The sequence below is a fragment of the Micromonospora arida genome (assembly GCF_042873195.1).
Taxonomy (GTDB): Bacteria; Actinomycetota; Actinomycetes; order Mycobacteriales; family Micromonosporaceae; genus Micromonospora; species Micromonospora arida.
On sequence record NZ_JBIALC010000006.1, the window covers coordinates 73604 to 100015 of the forward strand.

The 26412-nt window shown below is 71.5% G+C and carries 24 protein-coding genes; 10 read left to right on the plus strand and 14 right to left on the minus strand.

Translation table 11 applies throughout. The features are described from left to right. The first annotated feature begins 451 nt into the window (after positions 1-451). On the plus strand, positions 452-1090 hold the full coding sequence (locus tag ACFYP0_RS19140; RefSeq protein ID WP_030489514.1) for a TetR/AcrR family transcriptional regulator: 639 nt from the start codon (positions 452-454) through the stop codon (positions 1088-1090). Between the two features lie 64 nt (positions 1091-1154). Then, positions 1155-1382: a DUF3107 domain-containing protein gene (locus tag ACFYP0_RS19145; protein WP_088950288.1), complete on the plus strand. Its 228-nt coding sequence runs from the start codon at positions 1155-1157 to the stop codon at positions 1380-1382. Between the two features lie 75 nt (positions 1383-1457). On the opposite strand, the gene ACFYP0_RS19150 is transcribed toward ACFYP0_RS19145, so the two are convergent. After that, positions 1458-2099: a ferritin-like fold-containing protein gene (locus ACFYP0_RS19150; protein ID WP_355499085.1), complete on the minus strand. Its 642-nt coding sequence runs from the start codon at positions 2097-2099 to the stop codon at positions 1458-1460. A 351-nt stretch (positions 2100-2450) separates the two neighbouring features. Between ACFYP0_RS19150 and ACFYP0_RS19155 the strand changes: the two genes are divergently transcribed. Both ACFYP0_RS19155 and ACFYP0_RS19160 read left to right on the plus strand, forming a co-directional pair. Then, entirely contained in the window at positions 2451-4139 is a 1689-nt protein-coding gene (locus tag ACFYP0_RS19155) for a DEAD/DEAH box helicase (RefSeq protein ID WP_355499088.1), read from the plus strand. Between the two features lie 88 nt (positions 4140-4227). After that, on the plus strand, positions 4228-5388 hold the full coding sequence (locus ACFYP0_RS19160) for a class I SAM-dependent methyltransferase (RefSeq protein ID WP_355499091.1): 1161 nt from the start codon (positions 4228-4230) through the stop codon (positions 5386-5388). 81 nt (positions 5389-5469) lie between these two features. Here ACFYP0_RS19160 and ACFYP0_RS19165 read toward each other — a convergent pair whose 3' ends face one another. Then, entirely contained in the window at positions 5470-5820 is a 351-nt protein-coding gene (locus ACFYP0_RS19165; protein ID WP_355499094.1) for a hypothetical protein, read from the minus strand. A gap of 254 nt (positions 5821-6074) precedes the next feature. On the opposite strand from ACFYP0_RS19165, the gene ACFYP0_RS19170 reads away from it, so the two are divergent. Further along, complete coding sequence (locus ACFYP0_RS19170; protein WP_124857495.1) at positions 6075-6491, plus strand: helix-turn-helix domain-containing protein; 417 nt, start codon at positions 6075-6077, stop codon at positions 6489-6491. Between the two features lie 55 nt (positions 6492-6546). Here ACFYP0_RS19170 and ACFYP0_RS19175 read toward each other — a convergent pair whose 3' ends face one another. Further along, complete coding sequence (locus ACFYP0_RS19175; RefSeq protein WP_355499097.1) at positions 6547-7182, minus strand: TetR/AcrR family transcriptional regulator; 636 nt, start codon at positions 7180-7182, stop codon at positions 6547-6549. A 141-nt stretch (positions 7183-7323) separates the two neighbouring features. Here ACFYP0_RS19175 and ACFYP0_RS19180 point away from each other — a divergent pair, with 141 nt between their 5' ends. Then, positions 7324-8103, plus strand: coding sequence for an SDR family oxidoreductase (locus ACFYP0_RS19180; protein ID WP_355499100.1), 780 nt, complete (start codon positions 7324-7326; stop codon positions 8101-8103). Further along, entirely contained in the window at positions 8100-8357 is a 258-nt protein-coding gene (locus tag ACFYP0_RS19185) for a hypothetical protein (protein ID WP_355499103.1), read from the plus strand. The genes ACFYP0_RS19180 and ACFYP0_RS19185 overlap by 4 nt, the downstream gene beginning before the upstream one ends. A 32-nt stretch (positions 8358-8389) precedes the next feature. On the opposite strand, the gene ACFYP0_RS19190 is transcribed toward ACFYP0_RS19185, so the two are convergent. From ACFYP0_RS19190 to ACFYP0_RS19200, 3 genes are all read right to left on the minus strand, one after another. Then, entirely contained in the window at positions 8390-9316 is a 927-nt protein-coding gene (locus ACFYP0_RS19190; RefSeq protein WP_386996967.1) for a hypothetical protein, read from the minus strand. Between the two features lie 275 nt (positions 9317-9591). Then, positions 9592-11724: a RecQ family ATP-dependent DNA helicase gene (locus tag ACFYP0_RS19195; RefSeq protein WP_386996969.1), complete on the minus strand. Its 2133-nt coding sequence runs from the start codon at positions 11722-11724 to the stop codon at positions 9592-9594. Positions 11725-11780: 56 nt separating this feature from the next. Then, positions 11781-13586, minus strand: a complete 1806-nt coding sequence (locus ACFYP0_RS19200) for a BTAD domain-containing putative transcriptional regulator (RefSeq protein WP_355499109.1) — start codon at positions 13584-13586, stop codon at positions 11781-11783. Positions 13587-13733: 147 nt separating this feature from the next. On the opposite strand from ACFYP0_RS19200, the gene ACFYP0_RS19205 reads away from it, so the two are divergent. Further along, positions 13734-14561, plus strand: a complete 828-nt coding sequence (locus ACFYP0_RS19205) for a hypothetical protein (protein WP_355499112.1) — start codon at positions 13734-13736, stop codon at positions 14559-14561. 125 nt (positions 14562-14686) lie between these two features. Here the strand turns inward: ACFYP0_RS19205 and ACFYP0_RS19210 are convergent, their stop codons facing one another. From ACFYP0_RS19210 to ACFYP0_RS19230, 5 genes are all read right to left on the minus strand, one after another. Continuing rightward, positions 14687-15793: a branched-chain amino acid ABC transporter permease gene (locus ACFYP0_RS19210; protein ID WP_386996972.1), complete on the minus strand. Its 1107-nt coding sequence runs from the start codon at positions 15791-15793 to the stop codon at positions 14687-14689. Further along, a complete protein-coding gene (locus ACFYP0_RS19215; protein ID WP_091402581.1) occupies positions 15790-16680 on the minus strand; it encodes a branched-chain amino acid ABC transporter permease in 891 nt (296 codons plus the stop codon). Before ACFYP0_RS19215 ends, ACFYP0_RS19210 begins: the two co-directional genes overlap by 4 nt. Beyond that, a complete protein-coding gene (locus ACFYP0_RS19220; RefSeq protein WP_386996974.1) occupies positions 16680-17432 on the minus strand; it encodes an ABC transporter ATP-binding protein in 753 nt (250 codons plus the stop codon). The genes ACFYP0_RS19215 and ACFYP0_RS19220 overlap by 1 nt, the downstream gene beginning before the upstream one ends. Positions 17433-17506: 74 nt before the next feature. Then, positions 17507-18250, minus strand: coding sequence for an ABC transporter ATP-binding protein (locus ACFYP0_RS19225; RefSeq protein WP_386996976.1), 744 nt, complete (start codon positions 18248-18250; stop codon positions 17507-17509). 2 nt (positions 18251-18252) lie between these two features. Beyond that, positions 18253-19452, minus strand: coding sequence for a substrate-binding domain-containing protein (locus ACFYP0_RS19230; protein ID WP_355499121.1), 1200 nt, complete (start codon positions 19450-19452; stop codon positions 18253-18255). Positions 19453-19855: 403 nt separating this feature from the next. On the opposite strand from ACFYP0_RS19230, the gene ACFYP0_RS19235 reads away from it, so the two are divergent. Then, complete coding sequence (locus ACFYP0_RS19235) at positions 19856-21190, plus strand: TrkH family potassium uptake protein (RefSeq protein ID WP_386996979.1); 1335 nt, start codon at positions 19856-19858, stop codon at positions 21188-21190. 68 nt (positions 21191-21258) lie between these two features. Then, entirely contained in the window at positions 21259-21927 is a 669-nt protein-coding gene (locus ACFYP0_RS19240; RefSeq protein ID WP_386996981.1) for a potassium channel family protein, read from the plus strand. A gap of 114 nt (positions 21928-22041) precedes the next feature. Here ACFYP0_RS19240 and ACFYP0_RS19245 read toward each other — a convergent pair whose 3' ends face one another. The 3 genes from ACFYP0_RS19245 to ACFYP0_RS19255 form a co-directional block, all read right to left on the minus strand. Next, on the minus strand, positions 22042-23697 hold the full coding sequence (locus tag ACFYP0_RS19245) for a protein kinase domain-containing protein (RefSeq protein ID WP_386996983.1): 1656 nt from the start codon (positions 23695-23697) through the stop codon (positions 22042-22044). Between the two features lie 71 nt (positions 23698-23768). Then, complete coding sequence (locus ACFYP0_RS19250; protein ID WP_386996985.1) at positions 23769-25331, minus strand: fused MFS/spermidine synthase; 1563 nt, start codon at positions 25329-25331, stop codon at positions 23769-23771. 36 nt (positions 25332-25367) lie between these two features. Further along, positions 25368-26384 (minus strand): coiled-coil domain-containing protein, encoded by a 1017-nt coding sequence (locus ACFYP0_RS19255; protein WP_124859562.1) that lies wholly within the window; start codon positions 26382-26384, stop codon positions 25368-25370. Positions 26385-26412 lie beyond the last annotated feature (28 nt).

Sequence of the window (26412 nt, forward strand, 5' to 3'; positions counted from 1 at the left end):
GGGTGGTGCGCGCCGTTGACGTGGTGGCCGTTGGTGCGGGCCGGCGACTCGGGGTCACCCGAGCGCCCGACCAGCGGCGATGGCAGATCGCCGTGCCGTGTCGAGGAGGTCCGCCAGCCCGACGCGGGGTCGGGCTGCCAGCGCGGCGCCTCATCCCGGGCGTCCTCGCGGTCGGCGGCTCGAGGCCACCCACCCGCCGGAGGCGCCCACCCACTGACGGAACGGCTCGGGTCGTCGTGCTGACCCGCTCCGTCACCGTGCTCTCCCGGGGTGGCGGCTCCGGGTTGCCCTGTTTCACTCACCGCGCGCTCCTTGGTCGCCCCCGCTGAGGCTACCGTGTGCCGAGAGTGGCGATAAGTTACAGCGGCGGGCCATTTCCACGACCGAGGTCACGGGCCTCGCCCGGTCTGGGGGGAAAATGCCGGCTCGTACGGAGAACTCGGAGGATCCCATGACCGCTGCGGGGAACGGTGCACAGACCGCTGGCCGGCCCACCCGCCTGCCCCGCTCCGCGCGTCGTAAGCAGCTTCTCGCTGCGGCGCAGGAGGTGTTCGTCGCGCAGGGCTACCACGCCGCCGCGATGGACGACATCGCCGAGCGGGCCGGGGTCTCGAAGCCGGTGCTCTACCAACACTTTCCCGGAAAGATGGATCTCTACCTGGCGCTGCTCGACACGCACTGTGACGCCATCGTCGCTCAGGTGCAGGACGCGATGCGCGGTACCAGCGACAACAAGGAGCGGGTCAGCGCGTCGGTACGGGCGTACTTCGACTTCGTCGACCACGAGAGCGAGGCGTTCCGGCTCGTCTTCGAGTCGGATCTGCGCAACGACCCGGCCGTGCGGCAGCGGGTGGAGCGGGTCGAGCAGGGCTGCATCGCGGCGATCACCGACACCATCATCTCCGACACCGGGGTGAGCCGGGCGCACGCCGAGCTGCTCGCCTCCGGGCTGGTCGGCGCGGCGGAGACGGCCGCGCAGTTCTGGCTGGCCGGCGGCCGGCAGGTGCCGAAGGCCGAGGCCGAGGCGTTGGTGGCCGCGCTGTCGTGGCGGGGCATCGCGAGCTTCCCGCTGCAAGGTGAGTCAGCCTGACCGCCGGCCCCGTGATCGGATAGCCTTCGCAGGGCGGTTCTTTCGCCCCAGTTGAGGAGGCACAGTGGAGGTCAAGATCGGCGTGCAGTACGCGCCACGCGAGCTGGTAGTGGACAGCGCGCAGTCGCCGGCCGAGATCGAGCAGATCGTGACCGACGCCTTCGCCGGCAACGGCGGCACGCTCTCCCTGACCGACGAGAAGGGCCGGCGGGTCATCGTTCCGGTCGAGAAGGTCGCCTACGTCGAGATCGCCGAGGCGTCGTCCCGGGCGGTCGGGTTCACCGTCCGCTGACCGGTCCGGCCATCGCGGCAGGTCGGCAATCGGCCCACCTGCCGCAGGCCGGCACCGGCCGACCCGCCCGGGTGGTCAGTTGTTCAGCCCGGCGGCGGCCATCCGCGCGGTGTGCGCGGTGGTGAGCCTGCCGAAAAGCCCCGACACGTCGACCCGGCCGTCGCGTGCGATCAGCGCGGTGAGGGTGGCCCGCTCGGCGGCGACGCGGCCGGCCTGGGACAGCGCCTCGCCGACCAGCCGGCGGGCCCACATCGATAGCCGACCGGCCACCCGGGGGTCGTCGGCGACGGCCACCCGGATCTCCGCCGCGGCGAAGTCCGCGTACCGGGAGTCGTGCAGGACGTCCAGCACCAGCGCCCGGTCCGGTTCCTCCAGCGCATCGGCGATCTCGCGAACGAAGTCGTCGGTGATCGCGTCGCCCACGTACGCCTTGGTGACCACTTCCGCCCAGTCCCGTGGCTCGGTCGAATCGTGGTACGCCTGCAACGGCTCGACATAGGGCGCCATCGCATCCTCCGGCGGTACGCCCAACGCGGTGAGCCGGTCGGCGAGGCGCCGGTAGTTGGCGATTTCGGCAGCGGCCATCTCGTTCAGTGCGGCCCGGCGGCGCAGGTCCGGAGCGAGCCGGGCATCGCCCGCCATCCGCTCGAAGGCGAGCAGCTCACCGAAGGCGACCAGACCCAGCAGGTCGGCGTACGCGGAACCGGAGGCGGACACGAGCGGCAGGCTATCGTGTGCCGGCCCTCGCGCGTGTCCCGCGCACTTCGCCCCCCGGCCCAACTCCACCGTCAAGGTCGACGGGGTGAATGGCGCACAATAGGTGTGGCGTAGGTCACATTTACTTGCCCCGCGTGGCTGGTGACGGGCAGGGAATCGGGACGGGGGCATGCCTGTTCAGGTAACATGGAGCAGTTGCCGTGGGCGCCGATCTGATCGAAGCTCAGCCCGCGGCGCGCGTGCGGCCCGGTCCGGCTCGGCAATCTGCCGCCGACCGTGTGGCCCGCGTCATACCGAACGCGCCCTGAGGACATGACGGGCGCACCCACGAGAGGGCACCCCCACATCCACATGAGCGACCTGACTCAAGATTTGCTGGACGGCCAGGAACTGGCCCCCACCGCCCCGGTTCGACCGGAGGCCCCCACGTTCGCCGCACTCGGCGCCCGCGCCGAGACCGTCGAGGCCCTGGCCTCGGCCGGCATCACCCGCGCCTTCGCCATCCAGGAGTACGCGATCCCGATCGCGCTGCGCGGCGTCGACCTGATCGGTCAGGCGCCCACCGGCACCGGCAAGACCCTCGGCTTCGGCGTACCGCTGCTCGACCGGGTCTTCGCCCCGGGCGAGGGCAGCGACGGCGTCCCCCAGGCGCTGGTCGTCGTCCCCACCCGTGAGCTGGGCATCCAGGTCGCCAAGGATCTGGCCGCCGCAGGCCGGACGCGTGGCGTCCGGGTGCTGCCGATCTACGGCGGCGTGGCGTACGAGCCGCAGATCGACGCGCTGCGCAAGGGCGTCGAGATCCTGGTCGGCACGCCCGGCCGACTGATGGACCTGCAGAAGCAGAAGCACCTCCGGCTCGACCGGGTGCACGCACTCGTCCTCGACGAGGCCGACCGGATGCTCGACCTGGGCTTCCTCGACGACGTCGAGAAGATCCTGGCGATGCTTCCGGAAGACCGGCAGACGATGCTCTTCTCGGCCACCATGCCGGACCCGATCGTCACCCTGTCGCGACGCTTCCTGCGCCAGCCGATGACGATCCACGCCGGGCACACCGCCGAGACCGGCCCGTCGCCGCAGACGCAGCAGTTGGTCTACCGCACCCACTCGATGAACAAGGTCGAGGTGGTGGCGCGCATCCTCCAGGCGGAGGGGCGTGGGCTGACCATGATCTTCACGCGTACCAAGCGGGCCGCCGACCGGGTCGCCGAGGACCTCGACTTCCGCGGGTTCGCGGTCGCCGCGGTGCACGGTGACCTCGGCCAGGGCGCCCGCGAGCGGGCTCTGCGGGCCTTCCGGGCCGGCAAGATCGACATCCTGGTCGCCACCGACGTGGCGGCGCGTGGGCTGGACGTCACCGGCGTCACCCACGTCATCAACTACGACTGCCCGGAAGACCAGGACACCTACACCCACCGGATCGGTCGTACCGGCCGGGCCGGCGCGACGGGTGTCGCGGTGACCTTCGTCGACTGGGACGACATGCCGCGCTGGCGGATCATCGACAAGACCCTCGGTCTGGAGATGCCGGAGCCGCCGGAGACGTACCACACGTCGCCGCACCTCTACACCGACCTGCACATCTCCACCGAGGTCAGCGGCACCCTGCCCACGGCCGAGCGCACCCGGGCCGGGCTGTCCGCCGAGATCGAAGAGGATCTGGGTGGGACGACCCGCTCCCGCCGGGGCGACAGCGGTGGTCGGGGCCCCCGACGCGGCGAGAGCCGTGGTGAGGGTCGCGGCGAGCGCCGGGGCCGGGGCGATGGCCGCCGCGACCGCTCCGACGCCGGCACGCCGGCCGTCGCCGAGGCACCCGCGGTCGACGCCGCCGACGAAGGCACCCGTACCCCCCGCCGCCGGCGTCGCCGCCGGGCCGGCGAGGCGGTCGCGGCCGAGGCGACCGCGGTGATCTCCGCCGACGCCGGCCCCTCCGAGCCGGCCACCGCATCCGACGGCGAGGCGTCCAAGCCGCGCCGCCGACGCCGCCGCCGTGGTGGCGGTTCCGGTGCGGACGCCCCCGCCGAGGCGACCGCGGACTGACCACCAGCCACACCTGACATCCCCCGCACCGCCTCGCGCGGCGCGGGGGATGTTCCCTTCTCCCACCCCACCTGCCGAAGATGGAACGATGCCGCAACCACTGGACGCCGCCCTGACCGAGGTTCGGGCGCTGCTGCTCGACCCCGCGCTGACCCGGGCGGTCGCCGCCGGACGTCGACGCGGTCGCCGACCCACCGTTGAGCGGGCCGAGCTGCGGCCGGTGCGGCTCAAGGCCGGGCCCCGGATGCAGATCACCACGTCCGACGGTGCTCGCCCCTACACCCGCAACCTCGCCTCCGGTCCGGAAGCCGCTGCGGCGATCGACGAACTGCTCGCCGAGCCGTTCGGCAACTGGCACGTCGAGACGGCCGACGCGACCCTCCAACTGCGGGTGACCAAGTCCGGCGAGGCGCAGGTGCACCGGGCCGCGACGTCCCGTCCGGCGGCGACGCCCACCGGGAACGACCGGACGAAGGAATACCTGCTCGACCCCGGCGACCCGATCTTCGCCGAGATCGGCGGTTCGGCGGCCAAGCGCCGCCAGGTGGACGCGTTCCTGCGGGCCCTGGCCGCCACCCTGCCCGACGACCTGACCGGTCCGCTACGGGTGGTCGACCTCGGCTGCGGCAACGCCTACCTGACGTTCGCCGCGTACCGCTACCTGACGAGTCGGGGGCTCGACGTCCAGCTGGTCGGCGTGGACGTCCGGGAGGACCAGCGGCGGCGCAACACCGAGCTGGCGCAACGGCTGGGCTGGGCCGACCAGGTCAGCTTCGTGGCCGGGACGATCGCCGACGCCATCGTCGACCCCGCCCCCGACCTGGTGCTGGCGCTGCACGCCTGCGACACCGCCACCGACGAGGCGCTGGCCCGCGCGGTGCGCTGGGAGGCCCGCTGGGTGCTGGCCGCGCCGTGCTGCCACCACGATCTGGCGAAGCAGCTCCGCGCCCACCCCGCCCCGGCCCCGTACGAGCTGCTGACCCGACAGGGCATCCTGCGCGAGCGCTTCGCCGACGTACTCACCGACGCGCTGCGCGCCGGGCTGCTGCGGGTGCACGGGTACCGGACCGAGGTGGTGGAGTTCGTGGACTCGCAGCACACCCCGCGCAACCTGCTGATCCGCGCCCGTCGTACCGGTGCCGAGGCGACCGAGCCACAGCGCGCGGAGTACCGCGAGCTGGTGGACCAGTGGCAGGTCACTCCCCGGCTGGAGACCCTGCTGGCCATCGGAGAGACGCCCGTCTCCTAGCTGGCGTGGCCACCGTTGCGCTCGCTGGCACCACGGTCGAGGACCGACACCCGGTCGGGGGCGGGCCGCTGGGCGGCCCACTCACCGTCGCCCGGGTGCGGCCGGGAATGGTACGACCTTGCCCTCGGTCTCGGCGTTGCCGGCCGCCACGAACGCGTTCCAGGAGATGTCGACCAGCAGCTTCTTCACCTCGGCGTGCCGGATGGCGGCGTTGTGTTGCAACGCCATCCGGGCGCCGAGCAGGACCGCGACGAGCGTGGTGGTGATGGTGCCGGTGGCGACCAGCACCTCGAGACCGGTCGCGGAGTCGGTGCGGAGCACCAGGACCAGCAACCAGATCCAGAACGCGGCGGCGAAGACGCCGGCGTTGGCGACGAAGAAGAGGCTCACCGCACCGGGCAGGTACGGCTGGGGGCGGCTCGATTCGGCCATGGTGCTCCTCGGCAGTGATCCGGTCGGAGGCGGCAGGCGGCAGGCGACAGACGCGATGTCGGGACCGGCACCGAGCTTAATGGAAGAACGATGAAGATCGCTAAATGCAATTTTCGTTCTGCACACATGCTTCCGGAGAAAGTCTCGCCCACGGGACAGTTTGTGCGGTCAGTCAATTGTTTACAGCTCCGGGCGTACTACCCTCGGAAGGCGCATCGTCCCGGTGCTCCGGTGGGAGGGGAAGACACACAGGGATGGGATCCGCCGACGTATCACCGCAGATGGCCTTCGCCCGCTTCGTCCGGCGCGCCATCGATGACGCTCGCGACGAACGTGGCTGGACCGTGACTGATCTTGCCTCGCACACGGGCGTGGGCCGCTCCACCGTCTTCCGCTGGCTGGCCGGTGACTGGCAGGACTATCCCGAGTTGGCCAAGGTGCGCGGCTTCTGCGCCGCACTGGATCTGCCGGTCGCCGCCGCGTTCCGCGCGCTCGGGCTGCCCGACGCCGGCCCCATGCCCCGCCGCCGCCACGACGACGGCCCGGTCGAGGCCGACGTCCGGGCCATCCTGGACCGGCTGGCCGACCCCACGGTCCCCGCCGAGGAGAAGCACCACATCCGCGACCTGCTCCGCTACCTGGCCCGCCGCCCCATCCGCCGAGCCGGCTAAGGCGTGTCCTGCCGATCTGGCAGCGGCCGATCGTCGACGAGAGGCGCCGGGAACGTCATTCGCCCGATGCGCCGGTCGCGCCGTACCGTGCGGCGATGGTCTTGACTGCCTCGTCGACCACCTGCGCGATGCGTACGGCGCTCACCTCCCAGCCCGGCACGAGGAGCTTCGGCCAGAAGACGTAGTTGGAGATCATGCCCAGGAACTGGGTGGCTGCGACGTCCACGTCCTCAATCCGCACCGTTCCCGCCTCGTGCTCGGCGAGGAGGTAGCCGCGTACGGACTCGAAGTAGGGCATCTTCCCGTGCGAGAACTGCGCGTGGGCCAGTTCGGGGAACCGTGGCAGCTCGGCGATGACGATCCGGAACAGGTCGGTCATCTGGGGTCGGCTCAACAGCTCGGCGTAACGGCGACCGATGGCGCCGAGCCCGTCAACGACGTTGCCGGCCGGCGGAGGCTCCCCCTCGTCAGCGGTTGACCAGGACTCGGTGACGATGGCGTCGAACAGCGCGGCCTTGCTCGGGAACTGCTTGAACAAGGTGGCCCGCGAAACGCCCGAGCGCTCCGCTATCCGCGCCAGCGACGTCCGGTCGTAGCCCAACTCGAGGAACAGTGCGGTCGCGGCCGCCACGATCAGCGCGCGCTTCTCCTGGGCGACGCGCTGGTGGTACGTCGTCACAACCCTGCTCATGCACCGAGCATACGAGGTGAGTGGCTTGACTCACCATTGCCGCCGGCGTAGCGGGCAGTGGTGAGTCGCTCGGCTCACCATCGGCCGGCGTTCATCGCCGATGATCCCGGTCGGACACCCCCCGTGCCGAAGGAACATCTGATGAACCGCTTCGACAACCAGACCGTGCTCGTGACCGGCGGGACCGGCGGCCAGGGCTCGAGCCACGTACGCGCTTTTCACGCAGAGGGAGCGAACGTGGTGATCGGCGACATCGACGCCGAGCGCGGCGCCGCTCTCGCCGACGAACTCGGGCCCCGTGCTCGCTTCACCCGCCTCGACGTCACCGACGAGAGCTCGTGGTCCGCCGCTGTGCTGGCCGCCGAAGGCGCCTTCGGCGGCCTGAACGTGCTTGTCAACAATGCGGGTGTCCAGAACCCGCCGGTGCCGATCGAGAACACGGAACAGGCAACGTGGTCCCGCATCCTCGACATCAACCTCACGGGGACCTTCCTCGGCATCAAGGTCGCCGCCCCGGCTCTGCGCCGCGCCGCAGGGGGAGCCATCGTCAACATCGCCTCGACCATGGGCCTGGGCGGCACGGCTCACTACGCGCCCTACGTCGCCAGCAAATGGGCCGTACGAGGACTCACCCGGACGGCAGCGCTCGAACTCGGCCGCGACCACATCCGTGTGAACACCATCCACCCCGGCGTGATCTCGACACCCTTCGTCCTTGAACCGGCGGCTGGCGCCACCGCGGCGATCGCCGACTTCTACTCACCCGAGCCGTTCGCCATCCCCCGCCTCGGCGAGCCGACCGACGTCACCCGTCTTCTCCTCTTCCTCACGTCATCGGACGCGTCGTTCATCACCGGTTCCGAGTACGTCATCGACGGTGGGCTCCTCCTCGGTCCCGCTCTCCAGAGCGAGGCCGCATGAGCACTCCAGACACGACCGGATCGAACGAGTCCGACGCGCCTTTGTCCCACCTGCCCGATCCGATCCGGCGAGCCGTCGAGATCACACCCGCCGCGGGCACCAGGGAACGGATCATCGACATCACGACGCTGGGGCGTCGCACCGGCCGGCCACGCCGCATCGAGATCTTCTTCTACCGAGCCGCGGGCGCAACCTACCTGTGCAGCGGCGCCGGCGGCGCCGCGACCGACTGGCATCCTCCCGAGCGGCAATAGCTTCATGACGACCGGGGGGCCGGGGCCGAGGCCTAGGAGACGGTCAGGGTGAACTCGGCGGTTCGGACTTCGGCGTTCACCTGGAAGTCGAGATAGAGGCGGTAGCGGCCCGGGCCGGGGGTGGTCAACCAGAACTTGATCTGACCGTCCACCAGCTCGGTCTCCGGGTGCACGTGCAGATAGCCGAGGTCGCCCTCGCGCAACGCCACCAGATGCCCGTACGCCCCGAGGTACCGCTCCAGCGGGGCTGCGCCGCCAGCACCGTCGACCCGGAAGGTCAGCGGCACGGTCGCCCCCGGCTGCGGGGTGCCCTGGTAGCCGACGGTGAAGCCGTCCACGGTCGTCGAGGTGGCCGGCCCCGGCAGTGGACGGGGCCGGTAGTCGCCGGGTGCCACCAGGTCCGTGCCGAGGGTCACCGCGGTCTGCGCGCCGTTGTCGGCGACCACTGTGAAATCGGCGTACGCGCGCCAGAGGCCGGGCTGCCCGAGGGTCAGCGGCACCGACCAGGTGCCGTCCGCCGCCATGGTCGGGTGCAGATGCTGGTAACCGGTCAGGTCCCGCCGGACGACGATGAGGTGCATCGGCTTGTCGTGCACGATGGCGAACCGGGTCACCGGCCGACGTTGCGCGTCGCGCACCTGGAAGCGGAGCTGACCAGGGCGACCCGCCGTGAACTCGCTGGTCAGGGGCGTCAGGGTGAACCCGGCCGAGCTGACCGCCAGACCGCCCGGCTCGGTGGGCGCGCCCTGATCGGTGGTGATGGCACTGCCGTGGTTGTGCGGAGCGACGCCCGGTGGGTCGGTGTGCTCGGCGGCCAACGACGGGCTGCCGGTGGCGGCGCCTGTGGTGTTCAACCGGCCGAGGCCGAAGCCGAGCAGCACCGCCAGCACCAGCCCTCCGACGACCAGCGCCAGCCGGAGAGTGCTCCGGTCCGGCTCGGCGGGGCCCTGGTCAGCCATGGCCGACGCCCCGCGCCTGGCCGGCCTCGCCGCCAGCGGTCCTGCCCGCAACGGTGCGCGCACGGGTGACGGGCTGCTGGTCGGTCATGCCGCCCACGGTACCGCCGCGCCCGGCCGGGTCAGGCCGACGCCCGGACAGCGTGGCGACGATCGCACTCGACACCGCCCGGGAACTTTCCCACCCGACCGGCGTAGAGCGCGCCGCAGCGCCGGGCGACGGCACGGACGGCGGCGCGGACCCGAGCAGCGCCGAGGAGCAGCGTGAGGGCAGCGGGTCAGCCGGCCACGGCGAGGGCGAGCGGGAGCACGTCGGTCGCGCCGGCCCGGCGCAGGGCACGGGCCACCAGCGTCATCGTCCAGCCCGAGTCGATCAGGTCGTCGACGAGCAGCACCGGGCCGTCCAGCCCGGCCAGGGCCTCCGCCAGGTCGGTCGGCACGGTGAAGGTGTCGTGCAGCGCGCGTACCCGTTGGGCGCTGTTGCCGCGCGGCCCGGTCGGGCCGTCGGGGCCGGCCGCGGTGACCTCGCCGAGCAACGGCAGCCGGCCCACGGTGGCGATCCGCTCGGCCAGCGAGCCGAGCAGCCGGGGCCGCCGCCGGGAACCGACCGCGACCACCGCCACCGGCCGACGGGGCCACGGGGAGTCGCCGTGCGCCCACGCCTTCAGCACCTCCACGACCGCGTCGGCGACGTCGTCGGGCACCGGCGCGTCCGGCGCTTCCGGGCCGACGAGAGCGCGCAGCCGGCCACCCCAGCCCAGGTCGGAGAGGCGCCCGACGGCCCGGCCCGGCAGGGCCTGCTCCGCGGGGGCGATCCGGCCCTTGAGGGGTACGCCCACCGCGTCGAGCCCGGTCGGCCAGAGCTTCTTCGGCGCGATCTCCACGCCGGGTCGACCCAGGAAGGTCTGCGCGGCGGCGAGCGCGGCCGTCGACACGTCCGCGGCGAAGAGTGGGTCGGCGCACCTGTCGCATCGGCCGCAGTCAGCCGCCTCGGTGTCGTCCAGGCGTTCCCGTAGATACCGCATCCGGCAGTCGGACGTCGTCGCGTACTCCCGCATGGCCTGTTGCTCGACGGTGCGCGCCTCGGCGACGCGGCGCAACCGGGCCTCGTCGTAGACCCACGGCTCGCCGGTGGCAAGCCAACCACCGCGCACCCGGCGGACCGCGCCGTCCACGTCGAGCACCTTGAGCATCAGCTCCAACCGGGCCCGGCGCAGGTCGACGAGGGGTTCGAGGGCCTGGGTGGAGAGCGGGCGGTCGGTGTGCAGGGCGGCCAGCACGGCCCGGACCTGCTGCTCCGGTGGGAACGCCAGCGAGGCGAAGTAACGCCAGATCGCGGCGTCCTCGACGCCGGGTAGCAGCAGCACCTCGGCGTGCTCGACGGCGCGGCCCGCGCGGCCGACCTGCTGGTAGTACGCGATCGGCGAGGGTGGCGCGCCGAGGTGGACGACGAAGCCCAGGTCGGGCTTGTCGAAGCCCATGCCGAGGGCGCTGGTGGCGACCAACGCCTTGATCTTGTTGTCGAGCAGGTCCTGTTCGGCGGCCCGCCGGTCGGCGTCGTCGGACTGCCCGCTGTACGAGGCGACCGGGTAGCCCCGGGAGCGCAGGAACTCGGCCGTCTCCCCCGCTGCCGCCACGGTCAGCGTGTAGACGATGCCCGAGCCGGGCAGCTGGTCCAGGTGGTCGGCGAGCCAGGCCAACCGGTGCGCCGGGCTGGGCAGGTCGAGCACCCCGAGGCGCAGCGACTCGCGGTCCAGGGTGCCGCGCAGGATGAGGGCGTCGCCCAGCTGCTCGGCGACGTCCTGGGTGACCCGGGCGTTGGCGGTGGCGGTGGTCGCCAGCACGGGCGTGCGCTCGGGCAACTCGGCGAGGAACGTCCGCAGCCGCCGGTAGTCCGGCCGGAAGTCGTGCCCCCAGTCGGAGACGCAGTGCGCCTCGTCGACCACCAGCAGGCCGGTGGTCGCGGCCAACTTCGGTAGGACGCCGTCGCGGAAGTCCGGGTTGTTGAGGCGTTCCGGGCTGATCAGCAGCACGTCCACCCCGCCGGTCTGGATCTCGGCGGTGATCTCGTCCCACTCGTCGAGGTTCGCCGAGTTGATCGTGCGGGCCCGGATGCCGGCTCGCGCGGCGGCCTCGACCTGGTTGCGCATCAACGCCAGCAGCGGCGAGACGATGACGGTCGGCCCGGCCTGGTGGCCCTGCTCGCGGTCCCGGAGCAGGGCGGTGGCCACGAAGTAGACAGCCGACTTGCCCCAACCGGTGCGCTGGACGCAGAGCACCCGCCGCCGGTCGACGACCAGCGCCTCGATGGCACGCCACTGATCCTCGCGCAGCCGGGCGTGGTCACCGGCCAGCCGGCGCAGCACCGCCTCGGCCCGTTCCCGTACCGCTGCCCGCTCTGCTGTCTCCACCCGGCATTTCTACCAGCGCTGGACGCTTATCCCCCGGTACCCGCGGGAGGTTCGGGTCACGATCCCACCGGTGGCGGCGAAACGGGCACCGACGTCGGGGGCAGGAAGACCAGCAGCTCACGGAGGGGTTCGGTGGTGTTCGGAGGCAGCAGACAACGGCCCGCGAACTCTTCCATCGAGGCGTACGGGCCGCGCATCCAACGGTCCACCACGATCTGCCGGCACTGGTGCTCGGTCAGGCCGGGCAGCGTGGCGAGCACCTGCTCCGGGACGGCGTTGACATCGATCAGGCCGCCGTCGTCGAAGCTCCGGGCCAGGTCGGGTCGGCCGATGCTGAGCTCACCGCGCGCCGCCGGGTAGTGGTACAGCAGGTAGCGGGCGTGTTCCCGACGGACGCGCCGCTCGACGTCGACCTGATCGTCCGCGTTCACCCGCTGGCTGCCGGTGATCGCCGCCCAGAGGCCTCGACTGAGCAGGATCACGTGCACCGCGCCGACGACCCAGGTGATCAGCGCCAGGCCGAAGAACGAGAACGCCGTGACGCCCGGAACCTCGGCCTCCGGGTCCTCGACGTTGAGGAGGTTCACCTCGACGGTGATCAGGGCCAGGTAGCCGACGCCGGCGATGGCGAGGCGCCAGCTACGCCGCCAGACCGCGTACGCGAGGATCACGACCCAGGTGAGGCAGCCTCCGGAGAGCAGGACGAGTGCCGTACCGACGATCGTGGCAGCCCGGCTCGCCCAGCGCGGCGGCGACATCCTGGCGCGCTTCCCGCCATCCGGGGACGGCGGTGCGGTAACCAGGGTCGACAGGTTCGGCGGGGGGCCGTACACCGGGAACGGCTCCGGGGCGTGAGTCGACAGCGGCGGCGAGCTGACGGGTGGCGGGCCGGCCTGCGGCGGCACGGCCGCAGCTTCCGCTGTGAGCGGCGGCGGCAGCGCCCTGGTCGACGGATCGTCCGGTCGCGCTGGCACTGTCGTCGGCAACCCGGTGGGTGGCCCGGCGGCGGGCGATGTGGGGAGGGCCGGTGGCCCGGAGCTGGGCCTGGTTGGTTCGACGGCCGTCGACGGCAGTGACACGGCAGTGGGCGGCAGTAGCGCCGGATCGGCCCGCAGGACGCGGCGGTGCAGGTCCTGAAGAACATCGCCAGGCTCGATGCCGTACTCGTCGGACAACAGGCCACGAAAGTCCCGGTACTCGGCCAGCGCCTCGGCCTGCCGCCCGCTGCGATGCAGTGCCAACATCAACTGGTAACGCAGCCGCTCGCGCAGCGGAAACTCGGCGGTCAACTCCCGCAGCTCACCGACCATCTCCCCGTGCCCGCCCAGGCGTAGCTCCAGGTCGGCCCAGCTCTCCAGCGCGGTGGCCCGCAACTCCAGCCAACGCTGTCGGGCGGAGTCGAAGAACGGCCCGGCGAAGCCGCTGAACGGCTCGCCCTTCCACAACTCCAATGTGGTCTTCAGCTCGGTCACCGCCTCGGCCATCCGACCCTCGGCGCGGAGCCGCTCGGCCCGACGGATCCCCCGCTCGAATCTGAGGGCGTCGACCGCGTCCGGCCCGAGCCGGAGCTGATAACCGGCGTCGGTGAGCGTCAGCACCTGACCGGGGCTACGCGGAGTGCGCTCGGGCTCCAGCACCCGACGCAGCCCAGCGACATATTTCTGCACCACGTTCGCACCGTTGGCCGGCGGCTCCTCGGGCCACACGGCATCCACGATCTGCGTGGTGGTGACCGGACGGCCGCCAGAGAGCAGGAGCACGGCCAGGACGGCCCGTTGCTTGCCGGCCCCCAGGTCGAGATCCCGATCGCCGTGCCAGGCCCGCTGGGGCCCGAGAATCTCGAAGCGCAGCTCACCTGACATGCGAGTTCCCGCTCCTGACCCCCCACTGCCGGCGCCCCGTCAGTGCACCGCCGTCGAACCGCAGCATATCGGCAGTGGTTCGGCCGTACCGCCCGGCAGCATCTCTCCCGGCAGAAGCCAAGCACCGTCAAGGAAAGAGATTCTGTGATGACGAACGGAACCGGCCACACCGGCACCACCCGGCGGAAGTTCAGCACCCTGGTTGGCGTCATCGCCGCGACCACTCTGCTGGCCGGCTGCGGCCCGGATGCGTCCGGTCCCGCCGCTGGCGGCAGCCCGAGCCCAACCCCCACGCCGACGCCGAAGGAGGCACTGCTCGCCGCGGTGCCGGACGGCACCGAGGGTGCATTCCGGTTCACCGGCAAAGACTCCAGCTCGGACATCTCGGGTGTGGTGGACCCGGCCGCGAAGGGCATGGACCTCACCGCCGCGTACAAGGACCCGGAGCACGGGTTCACCACCCGGATGTCGTTCCTCCTGGTGAAGGAGCAGCTCTGGCTGAAGGTCAAGTTCACCGGCACCGAGGGGCTGACCGGGCTGCCGAAGCTGCCGAACCGCTGGATGGAACTGGACCGCGCCAAGCTGACCGATGGGGAAACGGCGCCGACGTACGAGGGCGCTGACGTCGGCAACGCCGGCCCGATCATCGAGGCCGCCACCTCGGTCGAGGCGAAGGACGACCGGACGTACACGGGAGTCGTCGACCTGACCAAGGGCCAGGCCGGCGAGGCCGTCGGCGAGGAGGAGGTGGCGGCCCTGGGTGCGGCGGCCGGGCAGGTCCCGTTCACGGCCGTCGTCGGCCCCGACGGCAACCTCGCCTCGCTCACCCTGGCCATCCCCGCCGCCGGCAAGGCAAAGGCCTGGAAGTACCTGGTGAAGTACGCCGACTACGGCTCGGCGCCAAAGCTCGCCGCGCCTTCCGGGAGCGCGGCGCAGGAGGCGCCGAAGGCGGCCTACGACATGCTCAACGGCTGATCACCAGGGGGTCGCGGCCACACGGGGGGCCGCGCCCCCCTACCCCCGTCGATCATGAAGTTGTCGCCGACCGGCATGGCGTGTCGTGGCAACAACTTCATGATCGACGGGGGTGTCGGGTGACGTCAGCGGCGTGGCGGGCGGAGGGCGCGGGTCAGGTGGGACAGGCGGGGGGCCAGGCTGGTCAGGCCTCCGGGGAAGAAGTAGACGGCCAGGATGAAGACAGTGCCCAGGACGAACAACGGCTGGCTCAGCGGACGGCTGAGGACGGCCGGCAGGTTGTCCACCGCGTCGCTCGTGCCGAACGCGGTCAGCCGGTGATCCAGGTACATGTAGAGGACACCACCGAGCACCGGACCCCACCGGGTACCCGGTCCGCCGAGCACCACCATGACCAGCAGCGACAGGGTCAGCTCGGAGGACGTGATGTGCGGCGACGCGCCGCCGACGATCAGGACGTAGACCACCCCGCCCGCCGACGCCAACCCGCCGGCCAGGGTGAACGCCACCAGCTTGTAGCGGTACGGGTCCAACCCGAGCACGCCGATCCGCCGCTCGTCGTCGCGCAGCCCGGCGAGCACCCGACCGGTCGGTGACCCGCTCACCCGGTGCACCACGAAGATCACCAGGGTCAGGTACGCCAGCGCCAACCAGTACAGGTTGACCGTGTTGGTGACCCCCACCAGCCCGGCGGGCAGCCCCGACACGTCCAGCGGCAGGCCCTCCTCGCCACCGGTGAGCCCTCCGAAGTCCCGGGCCACCAGGATCGCGCCCACCTGGGCGAAGGCCAGCGTGACCATGGCGAACGCGATGCCCACCGTCCGCAGCGCCACCGCGCCGAGCAGCGCGGCGAGGATGGTGCCGCCGGTGATGGTCAGCAGCGCCGCCTGCCACAGCGGCAGACCGGCCCGGGTGACCAGGATGTCGGTGCCGTAGACACCGGCGGCGAAGTACAGCGCGTGTCCGAAGGAGAGCATCCCGGTCCGGCCGAAGAGCAGGTCGTACCCGGCCGCCAGCCCACCGAAGATCAGGCAGATGGCGAGGATCTGCAGGGTTCCCGGTGAGTTGACCGGCCCCTCGAAGATCCCCGGCAGGGAGATCGTCGAGTACGGCAGGATCGCCAGCACGACCAGTGCGACCAGCGGCAGGAACGGGCGGACCCGGTGCCACCGCCCCCGTTGCGGACTCAGTTCGTCGGGCACCTGTGCGCGAGGCGCGTCGATCACCGTCATGCCGTTGCCACCTTTCCGGCGATGCCCTGCGGGCGCAGCAGCAGCACCACGGCCAGCAGCCCGACCACGCAGATGTCGCCCAGCCCGGACGTGCCGTAGTAGTTGACGAACTGCTGCACCAGCCCCACCACGACCGCCGCGTACGCGGAGCCGACCACCGAGCCCATCCCGCCGATCACCACCACGATGAACGCGAAGATCAGCAGCGAGCCGCCCTGCCCGGGCGAGACGGTGCCGAAGTAGACCCCGCCGAGCGCGCCGGCGAGCGCGGCGGCCGCCCCACCGATCGCGAAGACCAGGGTGAACGCCTTGCGGACGTCGATGCCCAGCGCGGTCACCATCTCCCGGTTCTCCACCCCGGCCCGGATCACCAGGCCGTACCGGGTCCACCGCAGGAACGCCAGGATCGCGCCGAGCACCAGCACTGCCGCGATGATCAGCAGCAGGCCGCCGTTGGGCACCTGCGCGCCGAAGATCCCGGTCACCTGCCGGGTCCAGTCCGGACGCGGGAACGGCCGGGCGTCCGCACCCCAGGTGGCCTGGAGCAACGCCACCCCGGCCAGCGACAGCCCGACGGTGACCAGCACCTGCTCGATGGTGCGGGAGTACAGCGGGCGGATCAGCACCAGCTCGACCAGGATCGCGACCAGCGTGCCGGCGGCCACCCCGAAGGCGACAGCGAACACGAAGCCGAACCCGTCCGGGCCGGCGCCCGGCAGGTTGCCCGCCGCCCACCAGGTGCCGTACGCGCCGACGCCGAGGAACAGCCCGTGCGCGAAGTTGAGCACGTCGGCCAGGCCGAAGACCAGGGACAGGCCGGAGGCGACCAGGAAGTACAGCGCCGCCAGGCCGAGCCCGGTCAACGCCAACAGGATCACGGTGCCCATCAGAGCTGGTCCTTCCCCGCCGTGGCGGCCCGGCCCGGCTCGACCGGGTGGTGCGACTCGCCGGTGCCGACGCCGAGCAGCGACTTGGTCAGCGCCGTCTCCAGCAGCAACTCACGGGCGTCACCGGTCCAGGCCACCTTGCCTGCGGCCAGCACCACCGCATCCTTGGCGAGCCGCCTGACCACTGCCAGGTTCTGCTCGACCAGCAGCACCGGCACCGACTCCGCGACCCGTTCCAACACCTCGGCCACCTCGGTCACCACCTTCGGCGCCAACCCCTTGGTCGGCTCGTCGACGAGCAGCAGCCGGTTGTCGTTGAGCAGCACCCGACCGATGGCGAGCATCTGCTGCTGCCCACCCGAGAGCGAACCGGCCCGTTGCCGTCCGCGCCGGTCCAGCTCTGGAAAGAGCGCGAAGACCTTGTCGTACGCCGGGGTGGTGCCGCGTCGCTCGGCGAGCCGCAGGTTCTCCGCGACGGTGAGCCCGGCGAACACGCAGCGGTCCTCGGGCACGTAGCCGAGCCCGCCGCGGACCAGCCGGTGCGTCGGCCGGGCCAGCAGACTCTGCGCGCCCATCCGGATGGTGCCGCGGACCTCCCCGGCGGGCGGGGTGAGGCCGACGATCGCGCGCAGCGTGGTGGTCTTGCCGACGCCGTTGCGACCGAGCAGGACGGTCACGCCGGTCGGGGCGACCGTGAAGGACACCCCCTGGAGGATGTGCAGCCCGGAGATCCGGACCGACAGCTCCTCCACCGTGAGAATGGGTTCCAGCTGAGCCGCTTCCGATCGCGACTGCGGGGCTCGCAAACCCGGCTCACTCCTCGCGCTCACAGCGACTCCCCCAGGTAGGCCTCTTGCACCGTGGGGTTGGCCATCACCGTCTCCGGGGTGTCGCAGGCCAGCAGCGCGCCGTGGTGCATGACGGCGATGCGGTCGGCCAGCTCCAGGATGACGTCCATGTGGTGTTCGACCATCAGCACCGCCCGGCCGCTGTCGCCGGTCAACGACTTGATGACGGCGACCAGCTCCGGCACGTCCTCGGCGCTGACCCCGGCCATCGGCTCGTCCAGCAGCATCACCCGCGGTTCACCGGCGAGCAGCAGGGCGATCTCCAGCTTGCGTTTCTCGCCGTGGGCCAGGGTGCCGGCGAGGGCCCCACCCCGGTGGGCGAGGCCGACCCGGTCGAGCGCCGCGTCGGCGGCGGCGGCGACCTCCCGGTCGGCCGCCGCCCGCCGCCACAGCGCCATCGAGCCCCCGCGGTGCGCCTGCACGGCGAGCCGGACGTTCTCCCGCACGCTGAGCGAGCCGAAGACCGAGGACGCCTGGAAGGTACGGCCCAGACCGAGGCGGGCCCGCCGGTGCGGCGGGAGGTCCCCGATGTCCTGCCCGTCCAGGACGATCCGGCCCTCGGTGGCCCGACGCAGGCCGGTGATCAGGTTGAACAGTGAGGTCTTACCGGCGCCGTTGGGCCCGATGACGCCCAGGAACTCCCCGGGCGCCAGATCGAGGTAGACGCTGTCGACGATGGCGACCTCACCGATCCGCCAGGTCAGACCGCGGGTGGCGAGCATGGTCAGCCCTTCATGGCCACGGCCGGCGGCGCGGTCTCGTCACCGGTGAGGCTCTTCTGCGCGGTCGCGGTGAACGCGGTGCCGCTGCCGGCCAGCTTGGCCTGGAACATCGGCTGGAGCAGCGCGTGGTCGGCGGCCCGGATGGTCATCTTGCCCTTGACCCCGTCGAAGCTCCAGCCCTCCAGGGCGGTGACCATCTTGTCGACGTCGTCCCCACCCTCCTGCGCGGCCCGAACCACCATCTGCGCGGCGGCGAAGCCGTCCGGGTGGAACAGGTCGATGGTGTTGACCTTGGCCTTCAGCGCCTTGCTGGCCTCGGTGTCGCTGGCACCGTCGAAGTAGTGCGACAGGAAGGAGATCTTCGCGCCGGCAGCACCGAAGGTCGGCCACGAGGCGCGGATGTCCAGGCCGGTGACGACAGTGGTGGACGAGAGGACGCCCTGCTGGTCGAGGGTCTGCCACATGGCCGGGGCGGTCGTTCCCGCCCACGCCACGAAGAGCAGGTCCGGCTTGGCGGCCTTGATCTGGCTGGCGAACGGGGTGAACTCGGTGGCACTGGCCGGGGCCCGGACGCTGCTCACGGTCGCGCCCGCACTGCCGATGACAGCCTTGACGGCGGCCTCGTTGGCGTCTCCGAACGCGCCGTCCTGGGCGAAGACCACGACCTTCTTGCCGCTGGGGTCTCCGATGAACGACTTGGCGGTCACCACATCCTGGTAGGACTGCCGACCGGAGCGGAAGGTGTACTTGTTCGCGCCGGTCACCGCGTCCGTGGCGGCCGGGCCGGAGATGAACAGCACCTTGTTCTGCGCCGCGATCGGCGCCACCTGGAGCGCCACACCGGAGGCGGTGGAGCCGGCGATGATCTTCGTGCCCTTGCCGATCAGGTCCTTCGCCGCGGAGACCGCCTTGGCCGGGTCGCCCGCGTCGTCGACCTCGGTCAGCTCGATCTTCCGGTCACCGACCTTGCCGGTGCCCTTGGTGGCGAAGTCCAGCCCCGCCTTGAACCCCTCGATGTACTGCTTTCCATAGCTGGCCAGGGCTCCCGACTGGGAGTACACCAGGCCGACCTTGACCGGCGCGGCACTGTCGCCGCCGCCGGTGGCGGTGTCCTGCGGGCTGCCACAGGCCGTGGCGGCCAGCGCCGCGGCCATCATCGTGGCGGCGGAGAGGAACGCCCGCCGCGTCGTCCGGACCGTCATTGCGACTCCACATGAGGACTCAGAGGGAGAGAACTTCTTCGTGACGGCTCACGCTAGAAGTGACGTCACCCACGAGCTATGTGGCGGAAACACACAAGTAACAGGAATGAGGTGGCCGGAGGTTACAACGGGCCGCACTACCAGCCGGGAGCCCACGCCCTCGATGGCCCGAACCCCCACGGACCGCCCGAGCGGTGTGTCGCCCCGCACCATTCGCCCGGTTCGGTCAGGGCCACCCCTTCAAGATCGTGCTCGATCCTGGTTGTAGTGGCCTCGGACGGGCGCGACACCACTACTTCCTGGATCGAGTGCGATCAGGAGTTGGTCGATGGCCGGCCGGCGGCTGAATCTCCGGAATGCCCGTTCCCACTCCAGGGCCGCGGGCGGACAGGAAGATTGTCTGGTGCGCCGGTTTTTCCGCAATCCCGTGCGGCTGGTGCCGTTCGCGTTCCTGGTACCGATCCTGCTCGGTGCCGGGCTGCTCATGACGCGCTGGGCGACCACTGAACACGTACGCCCACCCGTGGTCACCGCGCTCTTCACCTCCACCTCGGCCGTGTCGGTCACCGGCATGGCCATCACCGACACGCCGAACTACTGGTCCGGCTGGGGACTGCTGGTGATCACCCTGCTCACCCAGCTCGGCGGCCTCGGCATCCTCACCGTCGCGGCGTTGGTCATCCTGGTGGTCTCCAGCCAGCTCGGGTTGCGCAACCGGTTGCTGGTGCAGGCCGAGACGGGGGAGTTCGGCATCGGTGACGTGGGCCGGTTGCTCCGCCGGATCGCGCTGACCGTCTTCGCCTGCGAGGCGGTGATGACAGTGCTGGTCGCCGGTCGGCTCTGGCTGACCTACGACTACCCCTTCGGACGGGCCCTCTGGTCGGGCGTCTTCCACGCCGTGCAGGCGTTCAACAACGGCGGCTTCGCGCTCTACACCGACGGCCTGCTGGCCTTCAGCCGTGACCCGTGGGTGTCGCTGCCCCTGGCGATCGGCGCGATCATCGGCGGTCTCGGGTTTCCCGCGCTCTTCGAGGCGGTCCGCGAGTGGCGGCAGCCCACCCGCTGGGCGGTGGCGACGAAGTTGACCATCTGGGGCAGCGCGGCGCTGCTGCTGGTCGGCTTCGCCGGCCTGCTCGCCGCCGAGTGGACCAACGTGAGCACGATCGGCCAGTACGACGTACCCGGCAAGATCCTCGCGTCGTTCACCCAGATCGCGCTGAGCCGCACCGGCGGCTTCAGCGTCCTGAACATCGCCGCCCTCCAGGAGGAGAGCTATCCCCTGTTGATCGTGCTGATGTTCATCGGCGGCGGCAGCGCCAGCACGGCCGGTGGCATCAAGGTCTCCACGTTCTTCCTGCTGGCGTTCACCATCTGGGCGGAGTTGCGGGGCGAGCCCGACGTGACGATCGGGCACCGGCGGGTGGCCACCGCGAGCCAGCGGCAGGCGGTCACCGTGGCGCTGCTCAGCGTCGCGCTGGTGGCGGCCGGGACCATGCTGTTGCTGCTGCTCACCGAGGGCGTCCGCTTCGTCGCGGCCCTGTTCGAGATCACCTCGGCGTTCAGCACCACCGGTCTGACCATCGGTCTGGCCGCCGAACTGCCGGCCGGCGGCCAACTGGTGCTGACCGTGCTGATGTTCATCGGTCGGGTCGGGACGCTCACCCTGGGGTCGGCGATCGCACTGAACACCCGACGCCGGCTTTACCGCTATCCCCAGGAGCAACCCATTGTCGGCTAGGGCGTGTTTCGGAAGTGTCGGCCGGCCCGCACGTCGGAGACACGTCCTTGGAAGCAGGGAGGGCCGAGGTGTCGGCTAGACGGGCAGACAGCGGCGGCATCGTGGTGATCGGGCTGGGTCGATTCGGTTGCCACCTGGCCGGGTCGCTGGCCCGGATGAACCGCGAGGTGTTGGCCATCGACCGCAGCCCGGCGAAGGTGCAGCGCTGGTCGGCGCAGCTCGACCGGGTGGTTCAGGCCGACGCGACCGAGGAGGGGGCGCTGCGGCAGCTGGGCATCACCAGCTTCGGGCGGGCGGTGGTGGCCATCGGGGCTTCGGTGGAGGCGAGTGTGCTCACCGTGTTGGCACTGGTCGAGCTGGGTGTACCCGAGATCTGGGCGCGGGCCACCTCGCAGAAGCACGCCAAGATCCTGGCGTCGGTGGGCGCGCACCACGTGATCTTCCCGGAGGCGGAGACCGGGGACCGGGTCGCGCACCTGATCGTCAGCCGGTTGCTCGACTTCATCGAGTTCGACAACGACTTCGCCATCGCCACCGTCCGGGTGCCGGAGTCCCTGGTCGGGCGCACCCTGCTCGACCTGAAACCGGAGGAGCGCTTCGGGGTACGCGTGGTCGGCGCAAAGCTGCCGGGCGAACGCTTCCGGTACACCTCCGACGACACCACGCTTCCCCAGGGCGGGGTGCTCATCGTCGAGGGTGGGATCGACCAGGTGCAGCAATTCGCGGGGATGCGCTGACCTGCTCCGCAGGGGCGAGATCGATAGGGGCCGCCGGACCAACTGGTCCGACGGCCCCGAAGCATGGCGCCACGGTGTGGCCTGCTCACTTCCGGTGACCATGCGGCCCCTTGGTCACCTTCCCACTTTTCCCGGACCACCACCGGCGGCCTTCGCGGGCTTCGCCGGGGCCTTCGCAGGCTTCGGCGGCTTGGCCTTCGACGCGCCGCCGCCCGCGCCGGAGCCGCCGCGTGCCGTCGTCTTCTTCGGCGGGGCCTTCACCGTGGCGGCCTTGCTCGGCGGTGCCGTGGACGGCACGCTGCCGGCGACGCCGGAAACCCGGACCCCGCAGGTCGCCTCGCCGAGTCGGAACTCGACAGGCAACGGGTTCGCCCCGCTGTACTTACCCGTGAGGGTCACCTTCTCGGCCGCACCGGGGGCCAGCGTGGCGCGCTGGGCCGCCGGTCGGATCAGCACCGTGCTCCCCTGCTGGTGCACCGGCGCGGGCTCGGCCTTCGTCACCTTCTGCTGCCCGGGGAAGGTGAAGCTCATCGCCCAGTCCCGCAGCTCACGACCACCGGTGTTGGTCAAAGTCAGTTCGGCGGCGAACTCGGTGCCGGAGTCGGTGCGCAATGCGTACGCCACCTCGCAGGGCGCCGCCGCCGGCAGCCCCATCCGAGCCTCGGTCGTCGGCCGGTCCCCGCCACTGGCCGGGCTGCGCGAGGTGAACCCCCACATCGCCCCGGTGACCGCGATCAGCCCGACGGCGGCCACTCCGGCCTCGACCCGCCGACGCCGGGTCATCCGCTGCTGCGTCCGACGGTCCCGGTTGCGGGTCCGCGACAGCGGCAACGCGTCGGTCGCCGCCGACCAGGGCAGGATCGTGGTACGCGCACTGCCGAGCGTGGCCGCGTCCAGCGGCCCGGCGGCCGGGGAGACCGGCACCGCCGCGAGCATGCCGGCCGCCTCGGCGAGCGTCCGGGTCAGCTCGGCGGTGGCTGGCCGGTCGGCGGGCCGCTTGGCCAGGCAGCGTCCGATCAGGTCGGCCACAGCGTCGGGCAGCCCCGGGACGGTGGGCATCGGCTCCGGGTCGTTGTACATGTGGGCGCGCAGCATCTGGGTGGTCGTGCTGGCCAGCCACGGCAGTCGGCCGGTGAGCATCCGGTAGAGCAGCAGCCCAACGGCGTACACGTCGGTGGCCGGGGAGACCTGGCCGTTGTCCAGCCGCTCCGGGGCGAGGTACGCGGGAGTGCCCAACAGCGTGCCGTCCGGGCCTTTCTCACTCTCCCCGACGAGCGCGGAGATGCCGAAGTCGACCACCTTGACCCCGGTCGAGGTAAGCATGACGTTGCCCGGGGTGACGTCGCGGTGCACCACCCCGCGAGCGTGCGCGGTGGCCAGCGCCGAGCTGACCTCGGCGCCGATGGTCACCGCCTCCCGCCATGGCAGCCGGGTCTCCCGACCCAACCGGCTGGCCAGCGAAGCGCCGTCGACCAGCTCCATCACCACGTACGGCACGGTCAGACCGACCTGCTCGGACTCGCCGTAGTCGTACACGTTGGTGATGTTGGGGTGGCAGAGCCGCGCGGCGGCCTGCGCCTCGATCCGGATGCGGTGGCGGAAAGCCCGGTCACTGGCCAGCCGGGAGGCCAGCACCTTCACCGCGACCTGGCGGCCGAGCACCTCGTCGTAGCCACGCCAGACCACTGACATGCCGCCCGCGCCGAGCTGCTCGATGAGCCGGTACCGCTCATCGAGCAGTTGCGCGCCGTTTCGGTCCCCTCCACCCATGGTGAGCGATGTTGCCCAGGAACGGCCCGCCTACACCTGGGGGATCGGAATCGGTCAGAATTGTCACCCGATCAGGCGGTGGCCAGCAGTTGGTCCACCGGGGCGTAGTCGTCGGTCAACACCATCGCCCCGCCGACGAAGTCCGTCAGCGCCGCACCGGACAGCAGGCTGACCTTCGGGTCCACCTCGGCCAGCCGGGCCCGGACGGCTTCCAGCGGCAACGGCGCGTCGGAGCCGACGATGAGGAAGTTGGAGCCCTGCTCCTCGGCGAGCGCTTCCGGCGGCGCGATCAACGCGACGTGCCCGAACTCGGCGGCCACCGTGGCCAACTCGGCGCGGATGAACCGCAGCGGCGGGTAGTCGATCACGTTCTGCACGTACACGCCGCCGGGGCGGGTCACCCGCCGGACGTCGGCCGCCATCTCCCGGGTGGCCAGGTGCCAGGGCACCACCAGGTGCCCGAACGCATCACCGACCACCAGGTCACGGCTGTCGGTCGGCTCACCGGCGACCAGCATCCGGGCGTCACCCACCACCGCCCGCAGGTCCGCCCCCGGCCGTACGCCCAACTCCTGCTCACCCAACTCGACCAGCCCGCCGTCGATCTCGAACACCAGGTTGTCGGTGCCCGGCCGGGTCGCGGTCAGGTAGCGCGGCACGGTGAACCCACCGCCGCCCAGGTGCAGCGCGTCCAGGCGCTGACCGGCCGGCGCGGCGACGTCGCTGACCGCGCCGATCCACTTCGTGTACGCGTACTCCAGGTGTTTCGGGTCGGCGAGGTCCACGTACGAGTGCTGTGCGGAGTTGAGCAACAGCGTCCGCCCGCTGGGCCGGGCGGGATCCGCGGTGACGCGGGCGCAGTGGTACGCCGTCTCGATGTCGCACGGGTTGGGCGCCACTGTGGTCAGCCCCGCCCCGGCCAGGCCGAGCACTGCCAGCGCGGCCCGGGCCCGGGCCGGACCGGGCAGCTCGGTGGGCTCCTGCCGGCGCAGGTACCAGCCGAGGCCGATGCCGACCAGCCCGAGCGCGAGCGCCAGGGCCAGCAGGATGACGGTGCTGCGCAGCGCGGCGACCAGCACGAACCCGGTGAGCAGGGTTGCGGTGATGCCGCCCAGGGTGCCGATCCCGGAGAGTCGACCGACCACCTGGCCGGTGCGGCGCAGGTCGGCAAGCTGGAGTTTCACGACCAACGGGGTGACCGCGGCCAGCAGCGCGGCCGGCACGAACACCGCCAACGCGACCAGCAGCAGGATGCCGCTGGCCGCACCGCCGCGCAGCACCTCACCGGCGTACCGGACGACGGGCAGGGTGACCGCGGTGGCGATGCCGGCCAGCACCAACGCCGGTGCCAGCAGGCCCCGCGGGTTGCGCCGGTCGGCCAGCCAACCACCGGACCACGCCCCGTACGCGATCGCGGCGAGCGCGATGCCGATCACCGAGCTGGTCACCTGAAGGGTCACCCCGACGTACGGGCCGACCAGGCGGAGCGCGACGGTCTCCAGCACCAGCACGGCACCGCTGGAGAAGAAGACGAGGAAGGCGGCCAGGCCGTTGGGCAGCGCCCGGCCGGTGACCGGCACGGGCGGGGCCGGGGGTGCCGGTAGGGCCGCTACGTCGGACGGTGGGGAGCTCATCGTCGCGATGGTACGCAGCGAAGCTGGTGCTTCGGGTCAGTACATCGAGAGATGAACATGGTTCGTGTGGGACGCCGCCGGAGAGCCGCTTCCACTGTACGAGCGCCAACCGGTGCCGGGATGCCAGATCTGCCGGTACCAGATCACGTAGAGCACGCCCAGCCGGTCGGCGTTGCGCACGTGCCAGGCGGCCAGGCTGTCCCCGTACGCCTTGTCGCCGCCGGTCGCGTTCTTGTCCTCGAAGCCGTTCGTGGCGGCCGAGAAGTCGCAGGCCCGGCCCTTCGGATGCTCGCCGCTGCCACCGCTGCGCTTGCAGGAGACGTGCCGCTTGTAGCCGGCGGCCTGGGTCTGCTTGAGCGCGTTGAGGGTGCGCGGAGTGATGCACCCGGAGGTGGTCGGGTCCTTCACCGAGCAGGATTCCGACGGCCACGACCCGTCGGAGTTACGCGGCGCCGGCTTCGCCGAGGTGGAGCTGCCACCGCTGAAACCGTTGCTGCCGCCGGAGCTGACCTCGGCCAACGCGGCCTCGGCTTCCTTCTTCTTCTTCGCCATCACGGCGAGTTGCTTCTGCTGCTCGCGGACCTCGGCGTCGATGGCGACCTTGGCCTGCTGCGCCTGCTGCCGGGCTTCGGTGAGGTCACGCAGCCGCTTGCTGTCCCGCTGGGCCATCAGGTCGAGGTCGCCCGCGCGTTGCAGGAACGCCTCCGGCGTGGCGGTGTTGAGCAGCATCGAGACCGCGCTCAGCCGACCCACCCGGTACGACTGGGCGGCCACCTCGCCCACCTGGCTGCTGAGCCCGACCAGCCGACCCTCCAGCGTCGTCAGCTCGCCGGTCAGCGCCGTCTGGCGACGCTTGGAGTTGTCCAGCTTGGCCTTGGCCTCGATGTGACCCTTGGCGGTCAGCTCCAGCGCGTCCTGCAACTTCTTGCTGCCGCCCTCGCCAGGCTCCGCGTACGCGGGCACGGCGGCACCGCCGAGCACCAGCGCGACGGCGGCGAGCAGGGCGAACAGAGCGCGGCGACCGAGCCGCGGGCTGAGCCTGGTCCTGGGCACGAAAGCGTCCTTCCGTCGACCGCCGGCC

What these genes read in the sequence shown, in the direction of transcription:
- ACFYP0_RS19140 (WP_030489514.1), top strand. Translation starts at nt 452, where the DNA reads ATGACCGCTGCGGGGAACGGTGCACAGACCGCTGGCCGGCCCACCCGC.
- ACFYP0_RS19155 (WP_355499088.1), top strand. Translation starts at nt 2,451, where the DNA reads ATGAGCGACCTGACTCAAGATTTGCTGGACGGCCAGGAACTGGCCCCC.
- ACFYP0_RS19160 (WP_355499091.1), top strand. Translation starts at nt 4,228, where the DNA reads ATGCCGCAACCACTGGACGCCGCCCTGACCGAGGTTCGGGCGCTGCTG.
- ACFYP0_RS19165 (WP_355499094.1), bottom strand. Translation starts at nt 5,820, where the DNA reads ATGGCCGAATCGAGCCGCCCCCAGCCGTACCTGCCCGGTGCGGTGAGC.
- ACFYP0_RS19170 (WP_124857495.1), top strand. Translation starts at nt 6,075, where the DNA reads ATGGGATCCGCCGACGTATCACCGCAGATGGCCTTCGCCCGCTTCGTC.
- ACFYP0_RS19175 (WP_355499097.1), bottom strand. Translation starts at nt 7,182, where the DNA reads ATGAGCAGGGTTGTGACGACGTACCACCAGCGCGTCGCCCAGGAGAAG.
- ACFYP0_RS19180 (WP_355499100.1), top strand. Translation starts at nt 7,324, where the DNA reads ATGAACCGCTTCGACAACCAGACCGTGCTCGTGACCGGCGGGACCGGC.
- ACFYP0_RS19185 (WP_355499103.1), top strand. Translation starts at nt 8,100, where the DNA reads ATGAGCACTCCAGACACGACCGGATCGAACGAGTCCGACGCGCCTTTG.
- ACFYP0_RS19190 (WP_386996967.1), bottom strand. Translation starts at nt 9,316, where the DNA reads ATGGCTGACCAGGGCCCCGCCGAGCCGGACCGGAGCACTCTCCGGCTG.
- ACFYP0_RS19200 (WP_355499109.1), bottom strand. Translation starts at nt 13,586, where the DNA reads ATGTCAGGTGAGCTGCGCTTCGAGATTCTCGGGCCCCAGCGGGCCTGG.
- ACFYP0_RS19205 (WP_355499112.1), top strand. Translation starts at nt 13,734, where the DNA reads ATGACGAACGGAACCGGCCACACCGGCACCACCCGGCGGAAGTTCAGC.
- ACFYP0_RS19210 (WP_386996972.1), bottom strand. Translation starts at nt 15,793, where the DNA reads ATGACGGTGATCGACGCGCCTCGCGCACAGGTGCCCGACGAACTGAGT.
- ACFYP0_RS19215 (WP_091402581.1), bottom strand. Translation starts at nt 16,680, where the DNA reads ATGGGCACCGTGATCCTGTTGGCGTTGACCGGGCTCGGCCTGGCGGCG.
- ACFYP0_RS19225 (WP_386996976.1), bottom strand. Translation starts at nt 18,250, where the DNA reads ATGCTCGCCACCCGCGGTCTGACCTGGCGGATCGGTGAGGTCGCCATC.
- ACFYP0_RS19230 (WP_355499121.1), bottom strand. Translation starts at nt 19,452, where the DNA reads ATGACGGTCCGGACGACGCGGCGGGCGTTCCTCTCCGCCGCCACGATG.
- ACFYP0_RS19245 (WP_386996983.1), bottom strand. Translation starts at nt 23,697, where the DNA reads ATGGGTGGAGGGGACCGAAACGGCGCGCAACTGCTCGATGAGCGGTAC.
- ACFYP0_RS19250 (WP_386996985.1), bottom strand. Translation starts at nt 25,331, where the DNA reads ATGAGCTCCCCACCGTCCGACGTAGCGGCCCTACCGGCACCCCCGGCC.